The organism is Buttiauxella sp. BIGb0552, assembly GCF_004366275.1.
GTDB classification, from domain to species: domain Bacteria; phylum Pseudomonadota; class Gammaproteobacteria; order Enterobacterales; family Enterobacteriaceae; genus Buttiauxella; species Buttiauxella gaviniae.
The window spans coordinates 396,938-416,872 of record NZ_SODY01000002.1 but is presented as its reverse complement, the minus strand read 5'-3'; the positions used below and the strand labels follow the sequence as shown (position 1 = coordinate 416,872).

17 protein-coding genes are annotated in these 19,935 nt (G+C 50.9%); 10 read left to right on the top strand and 7 right to left on the bottom strand.

Going from position 1 to position 19,935, the window contains the following annotated elements; translation table 11 throughout:
* Window positions 1–122 precede the first annotated feature (122 nt).
* Window positions 123–1,568: a multidrug resistance outer membrane protein MdtQ gene (gene mdtQ / locus EDF88_RS06725; protein WP_134183650.1), complete on the top strand. Its 1,446-nt coding sequence runs from the start codon at window positions 123–125 to the stop codon at window positions 1,566–1,568.
* Window positions 1,569–1,633: 65 nt separating this feature from the next.
* Window positions 1,634–2,407, top strand: coding sequence for an SDR family oxidoreductase (locus EDF88_RS06720; RefSeq protein ID WP_134183648.1), 774 nt, complete (start codon window positions 1,634–1,636; stop codon window positions 2,405–2,407).
* Here EDF88_RS06720 and EDF88_RS06715 read toward each other — a convergent pair.
* A complete protein-coding gene (locus EDF88_RS06715; RefSeq protein ID WP_064517288.1) occupies window positions 2,404–2,973 on the bottom strand; it encodes a DedA family protein in 570 nt (189 codons plus the stop codon). The two genes, EDF88_RS06720 and EDF88_RS06715, sit on opposite strands and share 4 nt — an antisense overlap.
* A 176-nt stretch (window positions 2,974–3,149) precedes the next feature.
* A complete protein-coding gene (locus tag EDF88_RS24655; RefSeq protein WP_166671952.1) occupies window positions 3,150–4,382 on the bottom strand; it encodes an MFS transporter in 1,233 nt (410 codons plus the stop codon).
* Window positions 4,383–4,679: 297 nt separating this feature from the next.
* On the opposite strand from EDF88_RS24655, the gene EDF88_RS06705 reads away from it, so the two are divergent.
* Both EDF88_RS06705 and pbpG read left to right on the top strand, forming a co-directional pair.
* The gene (locus tag EDF88_RS06705; protein WP_134183646.1) at window positions 4,680–5,267 is read left to right on the top strand and encodes a Yip1 family protein; all 588 of its coding nucleotides are present in this window, start codon (window positions 4,680–4,682) and stop codon (window positions 5,265–5,267) included.
* Window positions 5,268–5,400: 133 nt separating this feature from the next.
* Window positions 5,401–6,342, top strand: a complete 942-nt coding sequence (gene pbpG / locus EDF88_RS06700; RefSeq protein WP_134183644.1) for a D-alanyl-D-alanine endopeptidase — start codon at window positions 5,401–5,403, stop codon at window positions 6,340–6,342.
* A 125-nt stretch (window positions 6,343–6,467) separates the two neighbouring features.
* Here the strand turns inward: pbpG and EDF88_RS06695 are convergent, their stop codons facing one another.
* Window positions 6,468–7,031, bottom strand: a complete 564-nt coding sequence (locus tag EDF88_RS06695; RefSeq protein WP_134183642.1) for a GNAT family N-acetyltransferase — start codon at window positions 7,029–7,031, stop codon at window positions 6,468–6,470.
* Between the two features lie 118 nt (window positions 7,032–7,149).
* The gene (dld, locus tag EDF88_RS06690) at window positions 7,150–8,895 is read right to left on the bottom strand and encodes a D-lactate dehydrogenase (RefSeq protein WP_134183640.1); all 1,746 of its coding nucleotides are present in this window, start codon (window positions 8,893–8,895) and stop codon (window positions 7,150–7,152) included.
* A 193-nt stretch (window positions 8,896–9,088) separates the two neighbouring features.
* On the opposite strand from dld, the gene bglX reads away from it, so the two are divergent.
* From bglX to EDF88_RS06665, 5 genes are all read left to right on the top strand, one after another.
* Window positions 9,089–11,386 carry a beta-glucosidase BglX gene (gene bglX / locus EDF88_RS06685; RefSeq protein WP_134184183.1) on the top strand — a complete coding sequence of 766 codons (2,298 nt, stop codon included), beginning with the start codon at window positions 9,089–9,091 and terminating at the stop codon, window positions 11,384–11,386.
* Window positions 11,387–11,644: 258 nt separating this feature from the next.
* Window positions 11,645–12,556 (top strand): ABC transporter substrate-binding protein, encoded by a 912-nt coding sequence (locus EDF88_RS06680; RefSeq protein ID WP_134183638.1) that lies wholly within the window; start codon window positions 11,645–11,647, stop codon window positions 12,554–12,556.
* A 109-nt stretch (window positions 12,557–12,665) separates the two neighbouring features.
* Window positions 12,666–13,823: an ABC transporter permease gene (locus EDF88_RS06675; protein WP_134183636.1), complete on the top strand. Its 1,158-nt coding sequence runs from the start codon at window positions 12,666–12,668 to the stop codon at window positions 13,821–13,823.
* Window positions 13,820–14,779, top strand: a complete 960-nt coding sequence (locus EDF88_RS06670) for an ABC transporter ATP-binding protein (RefSeq protein WP_134183634.1) — start codon at window positions 13,820–13,822, stop codon at window positions 14,777–14,779. Before EDF88_RS06675 ends, EDF88_RS06670 begins: the two co-directional genes overlap by 4 nt.
* Window positions 14,763–15,494 carry an ABC transporter permease gene (locus tag EDF88_RS06665; RefSeq protein ID WP_134183632.1) on the top strand — a complete coding sequence of 244 codons (732 nt, stop codon included), beginning with the start codon at window positions 14,763–14,765 and terminating at the stop codon, window positions 15,492–15,494. The genes EDF88_RS06670 and EDF88_RS06665 overlap by 17 nt, the downstream gene beginning before the upstream one ends.
* Here the strand turns inward: EDF88_RS06665 and EDF88_RS24925 are convergent.
* The 3 genes from EDF88_RS24925 to EDF88_RS06655 form a co-directional block, all read right to left on the bottom strand.
* Complete coding sequence (locus tag EDF88_RS24925; RefSeq protein WP_034456488.1) at window positions 15,475–15,582, bottom strand: membrane protein; 108 nt, start codon at window positions 15,580–15,582, stop codon at window positions 15,475–15,477. The two genes, EDF88_RS06665 and EDF88_RS24925, sit on opposite strands and share 20 nt — an antisense overlap.
* 75 nt (window positions 15,583–15,657) lie before the next feature.
* Entirely contained in the window at window positions 15,658–16,413 is a 756-nt protein-coding gene (locus EDF88_RS06660; RefSeq protein WP_134183630.1) for a MerR family transcriptional regulator, read from the bottom strand.
* A 70-nt stretch (window positions 16,414–16,483) separates the two neighbouring features.
* Window positions 16,484–17,605, bottom strand: coding sequence for a cupin domain-containing protein (locus tag EDF88_RS06655; RefSeq protein ID WP_134183628.1), 1,122 nt, complete (start codon window positions 17,603–17,605; stop codon window positions 16,484–16,486).
* A 166-nt stretch (window positions 17,606–17,771) separates the two neighbouring features.
* Between EDF88_RS06655 and dinG the strand changes: the two genes are divergently transcribed.
* A complete protein-coding gene (gene dinG / locus EDF88_RS06650; RefSeq protein WP_134184181.1) occupies window positions 17,772–19,931 on the top strand; it encodes an ATP-dependent DNA helicase DinG in 2,160 nt (719 codons plus the stop codon).
* Window positions 19,932–19,935: the final 4 nt, after the last annotated feature.

The following is a 19,935-nucleotide window of genomic DNA, read 5'->3' as shown; positions in this document are numbered from 1 at the left end:
AGTGACATAAATCAATTTCAAATTGTATCCCTTATTAACCTTATGTGTATTGCCACTGATACCTAAACTTTTCATTCCCGGAATACGTAACCTGAGCCCTTTCTATTACTCTGTGGCTAATTATGACTTCCTCACGTTTCCCTCTCGCGGCGACTGGCGTCGCGTTAATGCTCGTTTTGTCTGGCTGCGCGCCAATGCATGATGACGATGCACCTCTCGCTCAAAAAACTCCTCCACAACAGCTAGATACTAAACTTCCGCCTGAGTTGGCTCACGGCTGGCCGGGCAGCGATTGGTGGCGTGGTTACCACGACAGCCAGATAGACAGTTTGGTAGAACGCTCACTCAAAGACTCACCAGACCTCGCCGTGGTGCATCAGCGCATTAAACTTGCCCAGGCTCAGACGCAAATGCAGGAGGCAAGCGACGGGCCGCAGATGGATTTCTCAGCCAACATTGAGCGCCAGAAAATGTCTCAGGAGGGGGTGATGGGGCCATTTGCCCTGACTGATCCCGCCGCGGGTACTACAGGCCCGTACTACACCAACGGTAACTTTGGGTTGACCGCCAGTTGGGATCTGGACTTGTGGGGTAAGAACCGCTCGGAAGTGGAAGCTAAAGTGGGGGTTATGAGGGCGAAACAGGCGGAACTGGCCCAGGCGAAACAGGTTATTTCGGCAAATGTCGTGCGTTTGTATTGGGATATGCAGACCCTGTTGGCATTAAAAGATGTGAAACAACAAATGCTTGCTGCGCAGAAGAAGATAGTAGATGTAGAAACAAGTCTGTATGCCGAAGGGATTAACTCATCTGTGGACGGCGTAGAACCCAATATCGATTTTGTGAAAACTCAGCAGCAGATTGATGAAATAGATGGGCGTCTCAACATGGCTAAAGCGCAGCTCGCCGCAATTACCGGTGATGCCCATGCCGCATCAAATATTAAACGGGTACCGTTGCCGAGCGTGAAAAGCCACGTACCTGATCACATGGGTTATGAACTGTTAGCACGTCGCCCAGATCTTCAGGAGGCGCACTGGTACATCGAATCCTCACTGAGTAGTGTTGATGCAGCAAAAGCCGCTTTCTACCCGGATGTAAACCTGAGTGCCTTCTTGCAAAATGATGCTCTGCACTTGAGTGATTTGTTCCGCGGTTCCGCTCAGCAAATGGGCGTGATAGGGGGCTTTACGCTGCCAATCTTCGACAGCGGCCGTCTCAATGCCAACCTCGATATTGTGCGCGCGGAAAGTAATTTGTCGATTGCCAGCTACAACAAAGCTGTTGTTGGAGCGGTAAACGATGTGGAGAAAGCAGCCAGCCAATTAAATGCTATTGCAGCTGAAAACCAGCATCAGGTTACCGTTTTGCAAGACACGCAAAAACTCAAGACGCTAGCTCAAGCTCGTTATAAAGCCGGTATTATTTCCGGTGCGAAGATGAGTGCCGCGTTGCTTCCAGATCTCTCCGAGCAGGCTAAAGCCATTCAACTCCACGGCCAGTGGCTGAACGCTGATGTGCAGTTAGTCTCTGCATTAGGTGGTGGTTATCGAGCAGGAAAAGCGTAACGAACACATATTTTTCTCCACCTCCTATAATTACGTACAGGTCAAAAAGTAGTCTGGAGGTGGTGATGTCTGGGGCTAATAAAGTCGTTATCGTCACGGCGTCGGATTCAGGAATTGGCAAAAAATGCGCGTTGCTTCTCGCGCAGCAGGGCTATGACGTGGGTATTACCTGGCATTCCGATGAACAGGGCGCGCAAGAAACAGCAGAGATGGTCAGAGGTTTTGGGCGACGAGCCGAAACGGTGCAGCTTGATTTAGCCAACCTCCCACACGGAGCCGCAGGTATTGATGCGCTGATTAGCCGCTTCGGACGTGTCGACGCGCTGGTGAATAATGCGGGAGCGATGAGCAAAAATCCTTTCCTTGATGTCACTCTCGAAGAGTGGCGTAAGCTTTTTACTGTCGATGTAGACGGCGCATTTCTCTGCTCGCAAAAAGTGGCACGGGCGATGATTTCGCAAGGTGAGGGTGGGCGAATCGTGAATATCACCTCTGTTCATGAGCACACGCCGCTTCCTGAAGCCTGCGCGTACACGGCGGCAAAACATGCGTTGGGTGGGTTAACTAAATCAATGGCAATGGAGTTGGTTCACCATAAAATTCTGGTCAATGCCGTGGCGCCTGGAGCCGTCGCCACGCCGATGAATGACATGAAAGAAGGTGACGGCGCGGGGAGCAAAATCCCGGAAATCCCGCTAGGGAGAGCGGGGGATACCGAGGAAATAGCCAGCCTGGTTGCATGGCTTTGTTCAGAAAGCGCCAGCTATACCACCGGGCAATCGTTTATCGTCGACGGTGGTTTTATGTTTGCCAACCCGCATTTTAAACCGAAAGGTTAGTCTTGCTGTTTATTCTCGCGGTGTTTAAACCACAAGCGCACCAGCCACACTAAGGCGACCACGCCGAGCAGCCAAATCCAGTGCTTAATATGTTGGTCCAGGTTATGCAGCCATGGGCCAACAACTTCACCGCCCACGTAACCCAGGGTGGTGAAAAGCGTTGCCCAAATTAATGCGCCAACAATATTAAGAGGCAGGAAAATTTTCGGGGGAAGGCGGCTGGCTCCGATTAAAATCGGCCCAATCACACGAAAACCGTACATAAAGCGCGAACCTATCACAAACCAGTAAGGGTGGCGGTTAATCAGCTTCTGCGCCTTAGTGATTTTCTTCTGATGCTTTTTAAAACGCTGTGAAATTGAGCCACCAAAACGCCTGCCAACCAGATATAGCAGTTGGTCGCCAATCATGCCGCCGAGTGCGACAGACAGCACCACAAGCGGGAATTTGAGCAGCCCCTGGTGTGCTACAACACCGCCTAGCAGCGTAATTGTTTCCCCTTCCGCCATGCTACCCACAACCAGTGCGGCATAGCCGTAATGCTCAATCAGATTATTAATATCCACAATGATGAATCTAACTCCTTGTTCTTTTACAACATCAGTATAGCGGCTGTTGCGCCACATCTGTGTGCAGCCGGTGACTTATGTTCCGGCTATTTCGTTGTCGCTAATGCTTATTCTGGGGAATATGTCATCACCTGATAAGGCACACCGCCACGACAGGCGGCGTGCTTTCTTGCTTATTGCTGCTCAGGTCGGAAATTTACCGACTTTTGTTTTAGCCAACGCTCGCCTAAAGAAAGCATAACAATCAATACAAACCCCGTTCCGCTGAATAAATACAGTGAATAAACCACGCCAAAATACTGCGCACAGTAACCTGCACCTATGGAAACCAATGCCGTTACCATCATTTGTAACCGGTAACTTTTTGCCATTGCGGCCGAGATATGAACCTCATCAAACTTCTTCAGGATGGTATAAATCGCCAATGAAAACACCACGTTTGAGAACAGGTGAGCCATAAAAATGAACGCCAGCGCCAGATATTTTGACGGTGAAAAGGGGACTAAACCGTAGCAGATGATAAAGGCGAACAGACAACTGACCATCAGCACATTACTGCTACTGTTTTTCTCAAATTTCTCAGGATTTAAGATTAATGGGCCCGCTAACTGCCCGAGACTACGGGCGAAAAGTAACGCCAGTGCCATGCTTTGCGCTTCAGAACCTGAAAATGTTGGTGGAACCAGTGCGGGTAGCAGTGCCATGGCAGGGGCTGCAGCTAACGCCAGCAGGGGTAAAAGTAAAATCCCACGCCGCTGTACGCCTGACAATGTTCGCCAATTAATCTGCGCTTGTGAGGGGGAAACTTTAATGAAGGTTTTAGCGAAACGTGACTGCGACAATCTTAACAATATTAGTGCGATGACAAAGCTTAAAGCATCGAGAGCCAGTAGTGACATTACGCTGATATGCCCTAGCAGCAACAGACCCAGGCAAACGCCAAAAATCACATAGCAGGCGAAAATGATGGTTTCGAGTGTGGTGGCAACCGGCAGTTCTTTCTCGGTCAGTCCCGTTTTAAAAATCTTACTGATTGCCGGGAATGTCATCCCGATAGTGAATGCTGAGGCGGTCTGAGCAATGAGAAACAGCGGAATAGAACCCGTCATTACAGCGCTGAGTGGCGCGAGAAGACCTAGCATACCCAAACATTCCCCCACTATCAGAATCTTGAAGGGGTTTGCACTTTGGCAGTAGCGCTCGCCTATTTTGCTGCCAATTAAACCAGGAACGGTAGAAAGAACGTAGGCGAGGGCTAGTGAGGTTGTCGGTGCTGCCAGGCGAATGAGTTCGCTGAAAATGACGATGTAGGTTATGCCATTTCCGATAGATGAAACAACAAAAGAGAACCCAAGAAGTAGTAGCCACGGCTTGTCAGCCAGGGCCTGGTATAGTGCTTTTAGCATGATTGTTTCCGTAATAATCCAATAAGTGCACATTTCTCAACAGAGGTGAGAAATGACAAAGTCATCGTGTAGATACAGGCTTATTGGTTACGGAATTACATTGGGGAGCTGTCCTGATAAAGCATTATTGGGCGGTGTTATTTAAATATGACTCTTTCGCCGTTTCGTCAACGTGGCGGCATAAATTTTGCTATTTGCAGCATGCAGATATTTTCAGATGATTAAAAAACAATCAAGCCGCTGTGCATTATACTTTGACTGTGCTCAATCGATTTTTTTGACATGTCAGGAGGCGTTATGAGTCATGTCTGGGGGCTTTTTTCCCATCCTAATCGTGAAATGCAGGACATAAAACGCGAGAACGAAACGGTAACGCATCACTACACTCACCATGTATTAATCATGGCAGCCATTCCGGTTATCTGTGCGTTTATCGGCACAACCCAAATTGGCTGGAATTTTGGTGATGGTACCTTCGTTCAATTAACGATGTTTAACGGCTTCTATCTAGGAGTACTGTTTTATGCCCTGATGCTGGCTGGTGTGGCCGTCATGGGGCGGGTCATCTGGTGGATGGCGCGTAACTACCCGCATCGTCCGTCGCTTGCTCGTTGCATGGTGTTTGCAGGTTACGTAGCAACTCCGCTGTTTATCAGCGGCTTAGTCGCATTGTATCCATTGGTGTGGTTGTGCGTGCTGGTAGGGGCCGCAGCCCTTATTTATACCGGATACCTGTTGTATGTAGGGGTGCCTGAGTTCCTTGGCATCAACAAAGAAGAGGGGATGAGCTTTTCCAGCTCAACACTCGCCATTGGCGTGCTGGTGCTTGAGGTACTGTTAGCCCTGAGTGTTATTCTTTGGGGTTATGGCTACCGTCTATTTTGATACTTGTTTACGAATCAATAGTGGCAGTTTTCAGGGGCGTCAGCGTATTATGCTGGCGCCTCATCTATTCATACGCGCTGTGAAGAGATTCGAAGGACACATTATTTTTTTGAATAATTACAGAAGTGTCACCATGCCGACAAAAATCCGTCTATCGTTGCTCAGCCTTGCGCTGATGATTGCCGTACCATTCGCTTCCCAGGCTGCGAATAATACCACCGTACAACAGGTCAGTGCCGGGCAAGAGATCGCCTCTGGCAGTGCCATGATCGTCGATCTGCAAACTAATAAAGTTCTCTATTCCAGCCATCCTGATCTGGTACGCCCGATTGCCTCAATTACCAAATTGATGACGGCGATGGTAGTGCTTGATGCGAAGTTACCGATGGATGAAATGCTGAGTGTCGATATTAGCCAAACGCCGGAAATGAAAGGAATTTATTCCCGCGTGCGCCTGAATAGTAAAATCGACCGTAAAGACATGATGCTATTGGCATTAATGTCTTCAGAAAACCGTGCGGCAGCGAGCCTGGCACACCATTATCCTGGTGGCTATAACGCATTTATTCGCGCCATGAATGCTAAAGCGAAATCTCTTGGCATGACACATACACGTTATGTTGAGCCGACCGGGCTTTCGATTCACAACGTCTCTACGGCACGTGACTTGTCTAAGCTGCTGATTGCCTCGAAGCAATATCCGATGCTCGGCCAGTTGAGCACCACTAAAGAAGATATGGCTACTTTCAGCAATCCGCCATACACGCTGCCATTCCGTAATACCAACCATTTGGTTTATAACAATAAATGGAATATCCAACTGACCAAAACCGGCTTTACCAACAATGCCGGACATTGTTTAGTGATGCGCACCATGATTAACAATCGCCCGGTGGCGCTGGTGGTACTGGATGCGTTTGGAAAATATACGCACTTTGCGGATGCAAACCGTCTGCGTTCCTACCTGGAAACTGGCAAGGTGACCCCAGTTCCAGGCTCGGCATTAGCGTATAAAAAGCAAAAGGCTGCGCAGATGGCGAGTAACAGTATTCAAGGCAACGCGATCGACGATTAAGGCATTTAAAATCATTCCCTAAATAGTTCGAGTTGCGGCGAGGCGGCAAGTGAAAGAGTCCCAATGAGCTTAGTTAACTAAGTGATTTGGGCGAATGAACGCAGCCAACGCAGTAGCAGTTTGAACTATGAAGGGAATTTCGGCAGCGTCCTGTCTCCTGCATTGAGCGGACGCTGCATAATTATCGTATCCCGCCATCCGCCAAGCTTAAACCCCACACTACGTAATTGACCGACCACTTCGAAACCGAGTTGACTGTGCAGGCGACATGAACCGGTATTGTTCTCGCCATCGCCAATTACCGCCACCATTTGCCGCCACGGCCCATTTTCACAACGCTCTATAAGATGGCTTAAGAGTTCGCGTCCAATACCTTGCCCGGTCATGCTGGCGTCGATATACACTGAATCCTCAATTGTGAAACGATACGCCGGACGAGGGCGATAGGCAGTTGCGTAGCAATAACCCACCACAATTCCGCTATACAGTGCCACCAGCCAGGGAAGTTCCTGCTTGCGTATGGCTTGCAAACGTTCTTCCATTTGGCTGAATGTTGGAGGAGACTCCTCAAAAGATCCCCGACCGTGCAGGACGTGCCATTCATAAATAGCAGTGATGGATGGGATATCATCGTTAGTGGCATCACGAATCTGTATCCGAGCGGACGGCATTGTTTCGAGGACAGACATTTCTCGCTCCTGTACGTAAAAAATCAAAGTGGCATGAGGTCACACCACTTTTCGTATTTTAATTTAGTACGAAAAACAAGCGAAAAACAGCGCGAGTTCTGGCAGTTGACAGCTTCACTTAATGGGGATCGTGGTGATGCGTATGGCTACAAGCCTGCTCTTCCCACCACTTGTGCTTTGTAGTTTTGCCAATCCCTGGGTTCATGCTGTTGGTCGGGTCATTCGCCTTATAAAATTGTTTTAAACTTTCAGGTGCTTCATACAAATGTCCGACATTATGTTCTGCCGGATATTGCGCACCACGTGTACGCAGCAACTCAAGCATCTGCTCCTTCAATGCATGAGCATCAACCCCTTTCTTAACAATGTAATCCTGATGGAAAACATGGCACATAAAGTGGCCGTAATAGAGGCTGTGGCTTATCTGGCTGCTGATTTCTGGCGGTAGATGCTCAAACCAATCCTGGTCGTTACGACGCAGGGCAATATCGAGTGCCAGAATGTCTTCCACTTCATTGGCGTGCACTGCGTGATAACGCACGGCGGCACCGGCGGCGGCAAAACGATGTAAAAAGGCTTTCGCCCCTTCGGTTGGTGTGCAGACGAAAAAGCCACCTTCAGCCTGCTCGAAATAGCTCTCCAGCCAGTTACGGGCCTCGGCAATGCCTTCCCCAGACATTTTCAATAACAGGTGGTGTTCGTATTTACTGCGCCACTCTTTCATACGTGGAGGTAAGTGGCTTGGGCTCCAGCCGCTCAGGCGTTGCAATACGCGGTCAGTGAAGTGGGGTTTTATAAACGGGACTTTTTCAATCCACACATCGGTGCGGCCTTTCAGGGTGAAGAACAGCGGCATTTTATCGGTGCCGAGTTTGTCGATCATCATGAAGGTGTCTTTGCCATACACTTCGGCAATATCGTAAATATCGCGATGCATGTATTCACCCGCCACCGGCAGGTTTTCAAAGTTGGCCAGAATATGGCGGCGTATTTCAGTCAGCACTTCTGGTTTATTGGTGCCGATGTAAAACACTTCGTTTTGTTTTTCTGCCACAAAAGTATCGAGGCGCACAGCAAATACCGCGAGCTTTCCGGCGCAGCCAGAGGCTTCAAACAGGCGGCTTGGGTCGGCGTTAAAGCGCGATGGGGTATCAGCGTCTACATCACGTACACGCTCGGCATAATCCTTATCAGAGGCCTGGCGTTGGTCATGGAGCACATTTTCAGGTTTGACGCGCTCATCATCGAGCTTGCCAAGGATTTGTTCAGGCGTCACACCCAAGTCGATTCCCAGGTGGTTGACCAGCGTTAATTTGCCTTGTTCATCAATACGGGCATATAGCGCCATCTCGGTATATGCCGGGCCACGTTTGACCAGTGAACCACCGGAGTTATTACAAATCCCGCCAATTACCGACGCGCCAATGCACGATGAACCAATCACTGAATGGGGCTCACGACCTAATGGTTTTAGGGCTTTTTCTAATTGATAGAGCGTACTTCCAGGGAAGGCCAGCACCTGCTTTCCGCCATCTAACAGCTGCAATTTATCCAGGCGCAACGTGCTGATAATGACAATTTCGCGGTCGTAATCGGTGCCGTTCGGCGTTGAGCCTTCGGTCAGGCCAGTATTGGCGGCTTGCATCAGGATAATTTTATCGGTGCTGACGCAAACGCTCAGAACACGCCATAACTCAAGCAGTGTTCCGGGGAACACTACTGCCAGCGCATCGCCCTGGCCTGAACGAAAACCCTTACGATAACGTGCCGTTTTTGCCGCATCGGTTAATACATGTTGGCTGCCCACCAGACGGTTCAGCTCATTTATAAATGTTTGTTTTTGGGATGGCGTAGGGTTAGACATTTATCCGCTCCTTGGGAAAATATTGACGACTACAAGCATAGCTCGCAAATCGATAATGAATCGTCTTAAAGGTTCGAAAAATCAGCACATAACACCGAAGCGACACTTCTTACAGCAGTAACCTTGTGGCACACTGCTCGTCTTATCACTTCGTGCGGCCCTCTGTGGCGGCTTGAGCAAGAGAGTAATGTCGATGAAATGGCTCTGTTCTGTAAGTATTGCAGTTAGCCTTGCGCTGCAACCCGCGCTGGCTAACGAAATGTTTGGTCCACACCCGTTAACACCTGAGGCGCGTGACGCATTCGTCACTGATTTGCTGAAGAAAATGACCACCGACGAGAAAATCGGCCAGTTGCGGTTAATCAGCGTTGGGCCAGATAACCCGAAAGAAGCCATTCGCGAGATGATCAAAGATGGGCAGGTCGGGGCGATTTTCAATACCGTGACTCGTCATGACATCCGCAGCATGCAAGACCAGGTGATGAGTCTTAGCCGCCTGAAAATCCCATTATTCTTTGCTTACGATGTGGTTCACGGCCAACGTACTGTGTTCCCAATCAGCCTCGGTTTAGCTTCTTCTTTCAATCTTGACGCCGTGAAAACGGTGGGCCGCGTCTCTGCTTATGAAGCTGCAGATGATGGCCTGAACATGACATGGGCACCAATGGTGGATGTGTCTCGTGACCCACGCTGGGGCCGTGTCTCCGAAGGTTTTGGTGAAGATACTTACCTGACTTCCATCATGGGTCGCACCATGGTTGAAGCGATGCAGGGCAAAAGCCCGGCAGACCGTTATTCGGTCATGACCAGTGTGAAACACTTCGCGGCCTATGGCGCAGTTGAAGGCGGCAAAGAGTACAACACCGTTGATATGAGCCCGCAGCGACTGTTCAACGATTATATGCCGCCATACAAAGCCGCACTGGATGCCGGCAGTGGTGGTGTGATGGTGGCGCTCAATTCCCTTAACGGCACTCCGGCCTCTTCCGACTCATGGCTGCTGAAAGATTTGCTGCGCGATGAGTGGAAATTTAAAGGCATTACCATTTCAGACCACGGTGCCATTAAAGAGCTGATTAAACACGGTGTGGCGAGCGATCCGAAAGACGCAGTGCGCATAGCATTGAATTCCGGCATCAACATGAGTATGAGCGATGAGTACTACAGCAAGTACTTGCCGGAGCTGGTGAAAAGCGGCGATGTGCCAATGGCTGAACTTGATGATGCCACGCGCCATGTGCTTAACGTGAAATATGATATGGGCTTGTTTAATGACCCATACAGCCACTTAGGGCCGAAAGAATCTGACCCTGAAGACACCAACGCTGAAAGCCGCCTGCACCGTAAAGATGCTCGTGAAGTTGCACGTGAAAGCATGGTGTTGCTGAAAAACCGTCTGGACGTATTGCCACTGAAAAAATCCGGCACCATTGCCGTGGTTGGCCCGTTGGCTGACAGCAAACGTGACATGATGGGGAGTTGGTCAGCTGCAGGTGTTGCCGATCAAACCATCACGGTACTTCAGGGCATCAAAAGTGCCGTGGGTGACAAAGCCAAAATCGTGGTTGCCAAAGGCGCTAACGTCACTGATGAAAAAGGCATTGTTGATTTCCTGAACCAGTACGAACCAGCCGTTACGGTTGATACCCGTTCTGCACAGGCGATGATCGATGAAGCGGTTAATACTGCGAAATCTGCTGATGTTGTTGTAGCTGTTGTTGGTGAGGCTCAGGGGATGGCGCACGAAGCCTCTAGCCGTACCGATCTGGTGCTGCCACAAAGCCAGCGTGATTTAATTGCCGCGTTGAAAGCGACCGGTAAACCGCTGGTGCTGGTGTTGATGAACGGCCGCCCTCTGGCATTGGTGAAAGAAAATCAACAGGCTGATGCGCTGCTGGAAGCCTGGTATAGCGGCACTGAAGGCGGGAACGCGGTGGCCGATATCCTGTTTGGCGATTACAACCCGTCAGGCAAATTGCCGATGTCCTTCCCACGTTCTGTCGGGCAGATCCCAACCTATTACAGCCACCTGAATACAGGGCGTCCGTACAATCCGGAAAAACCAAACAAATATACATCTCGCTACTTTGATGAAGCGAACGGCCCGCTGTTCCCATTCGGTTATGGCCTGAGCTACACCACTTTCAGCGTGTCTGATGTGAAAATGTCTGCACCATCAATGAAAGCGGATGGCACAGTCGAAGCTTCTGTTGAAGTGAAAAACACCGGCGACCGCGCAGGCGAAACCGTGGTGCAGATGTATTTGCAGGACGTCACCGCATCGATGAGCCGCCCGGTCAAAGAGCTGAAAGGCTTTAAGAAAGTTTCACTCAAACCTGGTGAATCGCAGACTGTAAGCTTCCCGATTGATGTTGAAGCGCTGAAGTTCTGGAACGCGCAGATGAAACATGTTGCCGAACCTGGCAAGTTTAATGTGTTTATCGGTCTGGATTCTGCCCGTGTGAAACAGAGCGAGTTTGAACTCAAGTAATTACCCTTCATATTTGAAGCTGCACCTGCGTTGGCTGCGCCCATTCGCCCCAGTCACATAGTTATCTATGCTCCTGGGGATTTATGGACTTGCCGCAACTCCAACTATTTTGGGTAATGGCTATAACACCCCCCATCAAGAGCCGGTTTTCCGGCTCTTTTCTTATTCTGCACCTCATCCCTCACCAACCTGTCAATTCTCGTCTAAACTTTTGCGAGTTCATGATTTTTAAGCAAAGAAAAACAGTGAGGAAGCACGATGAACGTATCAGCGCGTTGGGGCATGGCGGGGTTAGTCTTACTGGCCGCAGGGGCACAAGCTGCGGAGCCGGTGAAAGTAGGTTCAAAAATTGATACCGAAGGCTCACTGCTCGGCAATATCATTTTGCAAGTACTGGACAGCCACGGTGTCAAAACGGTCAATAAAGTGCAGTTAGGCACCACCCCGGTCGTGCGTGGCGCGATTACGGCGGGTGAACTGGATATTTACCCGGAATACACCGGTAACGGGGCATTTTTCTTCAAAGATGAAAAAGATGCTGCATGGAAAAATGCGCAGCAAGGTTATGAGAAAGTCAAAAAGCTCGATGCTGAAAAAAATCATCTCGTGTGGCTGACTCCTGCTCCCGCGAACAATACCTGGACCATCGCAGTACGCAAAGATATGGCCGAAAAAAACAAGCTCACCTCGCTTGACGATCTCAGCGCGTACCTGAAAAAAGGCGGTGAATTCAAACTTGCGGCTTCCGCCGAATTTATCGAACGCTCCGATGCGCTTCCTGCCTTTGAAAAAGCCTATGGCTTTAAACTTGAACAGCCGCAACTGCTCTCGCTGGCTGGCGGCGACACGGCTGTGACCATAAAAGCTGCGGCGCAGCAAACCTCTGGCGTGAATGCGGCAATGGCCTACGGCACTGATGGCCCGGTGGCGGCACTTGGCTTGCAAACGCTGAGCGACCCGAAAGGTGTGCAGCCAATTTATGCGCCAACGCCTGTTGTTCGTGAAGCGGTACTAAAGGCTTATCCGCAGATGGACGAGTGGCTAAAACCGGTATTTGCATCACTTGATGAGAAAACCTTGCAGCAGCTTAACGCCAGCATTGCAGTCGAAGGGCTGGATGCCAAAAAAGTGGCTGCGGATTACCTGAAGCAAAAAGGCTTCGTGAAGTAGGTTACTGATCTTCTGGTGGATGTCGCTTACGCTAATCCACCCTACAGGTTGAAGTAGGCCGGATAAGCGCAAGCACCATCCGGCAAGACAATAATTACAGGATGTCTGTTTGCTCAAAATTCATAATCGCGTCCTGTTACTGCTGGTGATTTTGCTGGTGGTAGCAGGCGCAGTTCTGCCATTTATCAACTTTGCACCCAACCGCCTGGTTTCCGGGGAATCTATCGCGCTTAGCCGGCTTCCTGAACATGTTGGTCTGATTCTCTCTCTCCCAGTACTTATTCTGGCATGCCTGACTCTGGCACCTTCCCGGCGACTGTCATTAACACTGACGCTTATCACGGGCGAGCTGTTGTTTATCGCCATATTGTGGGTGATGGGTCACACCGCCTCGCAATTTGCTGAACAAGGGAGCGCGCTTGCGCGAACGTCTCCCGGTAGCGGGTTATGGCTGTCTTTAACTCTGTGCCTGCTGCTTTGTGCCGATACCATCAACCGCCTGACGCCCACAGCGCTCTGGCGTTTACTGCTCAATTTGCAGGTCTGGATCGTACCGGTAGCGCTGCTGTGGAGCGGGTACTTTGCCGATCTTTCGCTGCTTAAAGAGTATGCCAATCGCCAGGATGTGTTTGATGATGCGCTAACTCGCCATCTGGCTTTATTGCTAGGGACTTTGCTACCCGCTCTGATAATTGGCGTGCCGTTGGGCGTGCTGTGCTACACCCGTCCGGGCTGGCAGTCTTCGGTGTTCTCCGTGCTTAATGCGATTCAGACGGTACCGTCTGTTGCACTGTTCGGGCTGTTAATTGCACCTTTGGCAGGGCTTGTGAAGTTAGCTCCGTGGCTCAGCTCGCTTGGCGTGAGCGGGATTGGCGTGGCTCCGGCACTCATTGCACTGGTTTTATACGCACTGCTGCCATTGGTGCGTGGTGTCGTCGCAGGTTTGCAGCATGTCCCGCGCAATATCATTGAAAGTGCCGAAGGTATGGGCATGTCACGCTGGCAGATTTTCTGGCGGGCCGAAGTGCCGCTGGCGTTGCCCGTTTTGCTGCGTAGCTTGCGTGTTGTTTGCGTGCAAACCATTGGTATGACGGTGATTGCAGCTCTGATTGGTGCCGGTGGGTTTGGGGCGATTATTTTCCAGGGATTACTCAGTAGTGCGCTGGATTTGGTCTTGCTCGGTGTGATCCCAGTTATCGCGCTGGCGGTCATACTCGACGCGCTTTTTAAACTGTTTATCTCATTACTTGAGGAAAAACAGCCATGATCGAATTTGAAAATGTCAGCAAGTTCTTCCAGGGTGAAGCCGCTGTGAGTGACTTGACGCTAAACATCAAGGAAGGCGAGTTTACGGTACTGATTGGCACTTCCGGTTCCGGAAAATCCACCACGCTTAAGATGATTAACCGCCTGGTTGAACACGATACCGGGTGCATTCGCTTTGCGGGAGAAGAGATCCGCAGCTTTGACGCCAAAGTGCTGCGCCGCCGTATGGGGTACGCGATTCAGTCTATTGGGCTTTTCCCTCACTGGAGCGTTGCGCAGAATATTGCCACCGTTCCGCAGCTGCTGAAATGGCCGAAAGCACGTATCAGTGCGCGTATCGACGAATTACTTGCTTTACTCGGTCTGGAAGCGGAGCAATTTCGTGACCGTTACCCACATCAACTTTCCGGTGGGCAACAACAGCGTGTGGGGGTAGCGCGTGCGCTGGCCGCCGACCCGGAAGTGTTACTGATGGATGAGCCGTTTGGTGCTTTGGACCCGGTAACACGCGGTGCGCTTCAGCAGGAGATTATTCGCATCCACCAACTGCTTGGACGCACCATCGTGCTGGTGACGCACGATATCGATGAGGCACTGACGCTGGCTGACCGCATTGTGCTAATGGACGGGGGAAAGGTGATTCAACAAGGTACACCGCTGGAGTTGCTAACTCACCCAGCGACAGATTTTGTGCGCGACTTCTTTGGGCGAAGCGAGTCAGGCGTGCGGTTGCTATCGTTGCGCCAGGTTGCGGACCGCGTACGAACGCAGGAACGTTTAGAGGGCGAACCGATCAGTGAAATGATCACTCTGCGTGAGGCGCTATCGTTGTTTGTTGACCGCCAGTGCCAACAGTTGCCGGTAGTTAATCAGCAAGGCGAGCCCTGTGGCGTACTGCATTTTAGTGATTTAGTGCGTGGTGAAGAGCTGCGAGGTGAAAATGCGCCTGTTACGTGACCCGCTACTGTGGCTGATTGCACTCTTTATCGCACTGCTGGTGTTGATGCCATACAGCAGCGCGTTGTTCAGTTGGCTGTTTCCAGAGCTGGAAAGGCCGCTTTATCAGCAAGATAGTTTTATTGCGCTGGCGTTAAAGCACTTCCTGCTGGTCGGGGTTTCAAGCGTAGTAGCGATTGCCGTGGGTGTAGGCTTGGGTATTGTTGTGACTCGTCCGGCGGGGCTTGAATTTCGTTCATTAGTCGAAACCATTACTGCTGCAGGGCAAACATTTCCTCCGGTAGCGGTACTGGCTATTGCGGTTCCTGTGATGGGGTTTGGTCAGCAGCCTGCGATCATCGCCCTGGTGCTATATGGCTTGCTGCCGATTTTACAAGGAACATTGGCTGGAATTGGCTCAGTGCCGGAAGCGACTAAAGAGATTGCGTTGGGTGCCGGAATGAGCCGCTGGCAGATGTTGAGAAAAGTTGAGTTGCCACTGGCAGCGCCGGTGATTCTGGCAGGGATCCGCACTTCGGTGATTATTAATATTGGTACTGCGGCGATTGCATCCACCGTGGGGGCCAGCACGTTGGGCTCGCCGATAATCATTGGCTTGAGCGGTTTTAACACCGCTTATGTGATTCAGGGGGCTCTGCTGGTCGCGATGGCGGCAATTGTTATTGACCGCCTGTTTGAGCGTCTTTTGCGCTACATCACGCGTTATGAAGGATGACGATATAACCCATCAGCATCACGCCGCCAATTCCGCCGATAGCCATTACCAGCATGCCGCCTACCAAGGCTATTTTACTTAGTTTCATCTTTATGTCCGCTCCATACGTTACGCAGGCGATTATAAGATGAAGCGGGCTTGTTAATGAACTATTAACTTTGCCTTATGCGCGTTCAGTCGACTGCCCGTTGCTCATGAGTGGGAAAATTTGCATTCCTGCACAGCGCCAAAGCTCCAGTTGGTCGAGCTGATTGGTGGTCGGCGTATCACCACACCACACTAGCAATGTCTGTTGAGCAAAAAGCTCAGGTCGCAGTTGATGCAGCGGGTGCGCCAGCACATCAATCCGCCAGCCTTGCTGGATTGCCATCCACGCAGCCATCCACAAGCGTGTGGTATCGGGCGTGTCCCAACCTACAAGTAACGCATCTTTTCCGCTGCGTTTGCGCGCTGAGGCAAGGCATAGTGCAATGTAGTTGATCAGTGCGCCATCCAGTAGGCTAAGTAAGGTATTCAATGTGACTTGATGGCATTGCAGGCGGCGACGAAGGGGAGTGTAAAGCTGGTGGACGAGGGTTTCTGCGGGGTAATCACGGCCAATGTCAGCCATCCAGGTACGCAATCGGTTCGGGCTGCCGCTTTGCAAATGGTGGAGCAGCAGTTCCTGGCGCTCACGCCAACCACTTTCCAGATCCTGGCGCTCGCCGCCCAATAAGGCTTTCACCTTGCCGACCTGAACGCCATTTTCAATCCAGCGTTTGATTTCACGGATACGTTCGATGTCGTCATCATCAAACAAGCGATGCCCGCCATCCGTGCGCTGAGGTTTTAATAACCCGTAACGTCGTTGCCAGGCACGCAATGTCACGGGGTTAATATCGCAAAGCACAGCCACTTCACCGATGGTATAAAGCGCCATGTTAAATCCACTGTCTGCCCGGGAAGCCCCCGTATAACTGTAGTCAGTGGACCCAGGTTTGCAGGATTATTTAGTCGTCGAAATACCAGTAGCCCTGATTAACCAGCTCAGTCAATACGTTAACAAATTCCTGGTTCTCTAACGCATCGCCCAGCTCTGTTTGACCAAGGGTGGTGTAACGGCACAATGCGTCCGCTGCTGCTGGAACAGGTGCTTCCATTGCTTCGCTATTCACGAAGAACTCACCGTCAACATTCAGCACTCGTAAACCGCTCAGACGTGTCAGGCTTTCACCGCCCAGTAACGCATCAAGGATTTCATCTTGCTGATATGGCGGCTCTGCTGGAGCAACATCCAGTTCGTGGCGCGGTGTGGTAACAAAGCGGCCGAACCACTGTTTGAAATCTTCAGGCTGGCTGATGACTTCCATCATCATGTCACGCAGGCGATTAAGCTCGTAGCCTTCAACTTTGCCAGGATGTTCGCGGACGGTTAAGTCAGGATCGCTATAGTGCTCGCCACCCAGATCGTTTTCCAACGCGTAATCAGCAAAGCTGCTGATCAAATCACGGCCATTTGGGCCACGGAAACCAACGGAATAGTTGAGTGCAGTTTCGTGCGTGAAGCCATCGTGTGGGAAGCCCGGTGGAATGTACAGAATGTCTCCACGTTCCAGGTCTTGATCAATGATTGGCTCGAACGGATCAACGTGCAGCAACGCGGGATGTGGGCAGAACTGGCGCATTGGCAGTTTGTCACCCACTCGCCAGCGACGGCTCCCCATGCCCTGAATAATAAACACATCGTACTGATCGATATGTGGACCAACACCGCCACCAGGTACGGAGAAAGAGATCATCAAGTCGTCTAAACGCCAGTCTGGCAATACGCGGAATGGGCGCACCAGTTCAGCAGAAGGCGCATGCCAGTGGTTCACGGCTTGCGCCAGTAATGACCAACCGGTATCACCGAGATTGTCAAAATTCTCGAAAGGACCGTTGGCTGCCTGCCATTGACCATTGGTATGGCTAACCAGTCGGCTATCCACCTCTGCTTCCATCGCAAGACCGGCTAATTCATCCGGGGTAATCGGATCGACAAAATCAGGAAACGCATTTTTTAAGATGACCGGCTTTTTTTGCCAGTATTTCTCTAAGAACTCAGGCCAGTCTAAATTAAGTTGATAATCCATTTTTTGATACCAGTGGAGGATAAACGGGCTCGATTATAGAGAAGAGCGGCTACAGGCCGCCTTGTCATGAGTCAAGGCAAGCGGTAAGAGGGCTTAGAAAAAACAATACAGCCTCACGGTAAAAAGTGGGACAATAGTGGCTGTTTATATAGTAGAAGTGGTTTTTATGGCCTTGTCCTCCGCTCAAAAAGAGCAAATCGCCGCCTGGTATAAGGCGCTACAACAGCAGATCCCAGACTTCATTCCGCGCCCACCGCAACGGCAAATGATTGCCGAAGTGGCAAAAACGCTTGCGGGTGAAGCCGGGCGACATCTGGCGATCGAGGCTCCCACCGGCGTGGGGAAAACGCTTTCATACCTGATCCCCGGTATCGCTATTGCGCGCGGCGAGCAAAAAACCCTGGTGGTCAGTACGGCAAACGTTGCCCTTCAGGATCAAATATTCAGCAAAGATTTGCCGCTGCTGCGCAAAATCATTCCCGATCTGAAATTTACCGCCGCGTTTGGCCGTGGGCGTTACGTTTGCCCGCGCAACCTTGCCGCTTTGGCGACAGACAACGCCTCACAGGGCGATTTGCTGGCTTTTCTCGAGGACGAGATGGCGCCGACCAGCAAAGACGAACAGCAGCGTTGCGTAAAACTGAAAACCGACCTTGATGCCTATAAATGGGACGGGTTGCGTGACCACACTTCGCAAAATATTGAAGACGATCTCTGGCGGCGCCTAAGCACTGACAAGGCCAGTTGCCTGGGGCGCAATTGCCACTGGTATCGTGAATGCCCGTTCTTTGTGGCTCGCCGTGAAATAGACGACGCCGAAGTGGTGGTCGCCAACCACGCGCTGGTGATGGCCGCGATGGAAAGTGATGCGGTGCTGCCCGAAGCCAAAAACCTGCTGCTGATTTTAGATGAAGGCCACCATTTGCCGGATGTGGCGCGTGACGCGCTGGAAATGAGTGCCGAAGTTACGCCGGGTTATAGCCGTTTGCAGTTCGATCTCTTCACCAAATTGGTCGAAACCTGCATGGCGCAGTTCCGCCCAAAAAGTCCACCGCCGCTGACTAATCCAGAACGTTTGACCAATCATTGTGACGAAATTTTTGAGCTGCTCAGCTCATTTAACAGCATTGTTTCATTGTGGTTGCCGGGCGAAAAAGAGGCTGAGCATCGTTTTGAAATGGGTGTGCTGCCCGAAGAAATTATGGTGATCTGTAAGCGACTGGCGAAGCTGATGGAAGGGCTGCGCAGCCTGTCAGAGGCCTTGCTTAACGATCTTGGCGAAAAAACCGGAACGCACGATATTGTGCGTTTGCACCGTTCACTGCTGCACATGAACCGGGCGTTAGGCTATTTCGAAACGCAGAGCAAATTGTGGCGGCTTTCGGCAATGGAAAAGGCATCGGGAGCGCCGGTGTCGAAGTGGGTGACGCGTGAAATCCGCGAAGGGCAGCCACATCTGTATTTCCATTGTGTGGGCATTCGTGTTTGCGATCAGTTAGAAAAACTGGTCTGGCGCAACGTTCCACATGTGATTGTGACCTCGGCAACGTTGCGCTCGCTGAATAAATTCGACCGACTGCAAGAGATGAGCGGGCTGGATGAAGATGCGGGCGATCGGTTTATTGCGCTGGATTCCCCATTTAACCATGTCGAGCAGGGTAAGCTGGTTATCCCGCAGTTAACCGTTGAACCGACCATGGAAAATGAAGCTCAACACTTGGCTGAGATGGCCGCATTTTTCCGTGCTGAACTGGCGAAAGGCGAGCATAAAGGCATGCTGGTGCTATTTGCCAGCAACCGCGCAATGCAGGTGTTCCTGACACACGTCACCGATTTGCGTCTCACATTACTGGTGCAAGGGGATATGCCACGTTACAGGCTGGTGGAACTGCACCGTAAACGTGTTGAACAGGGCGAAACCAGCGTGCTGGTTGGTTTACAATCCTTCGCTGAAGGGCTTGATTTAAAGGGTGATTTACTCAGTCAGGTACACATCCATAAAATCGCTTTCCCACCTATCGACAGCCCAGTGGTGCTGACTGAGGGGGAATGGTTAAAAACCCTGAAACGCTATCCTTTTGAAGTACAGAGTTTACCAAGTGCTTCATTTAATCTTATCCAACAAGTTGGGCGTTTAATTCGTAGCCATGGCTGTTATGGTGAGGTAGTGATTTATGACCGCCGCCTGTTGACCAAAAATTATGGTCAACGTTTACTGGGTGCGTTACCGGTGTTTCCGATCAGTCAACCCGAGGCGCCAGCAGCTAAACTGATTGATACAATGCCGAAAAAGACGGTGCGGCGCAAACGTGTGAGCAAGAAATAGAAAG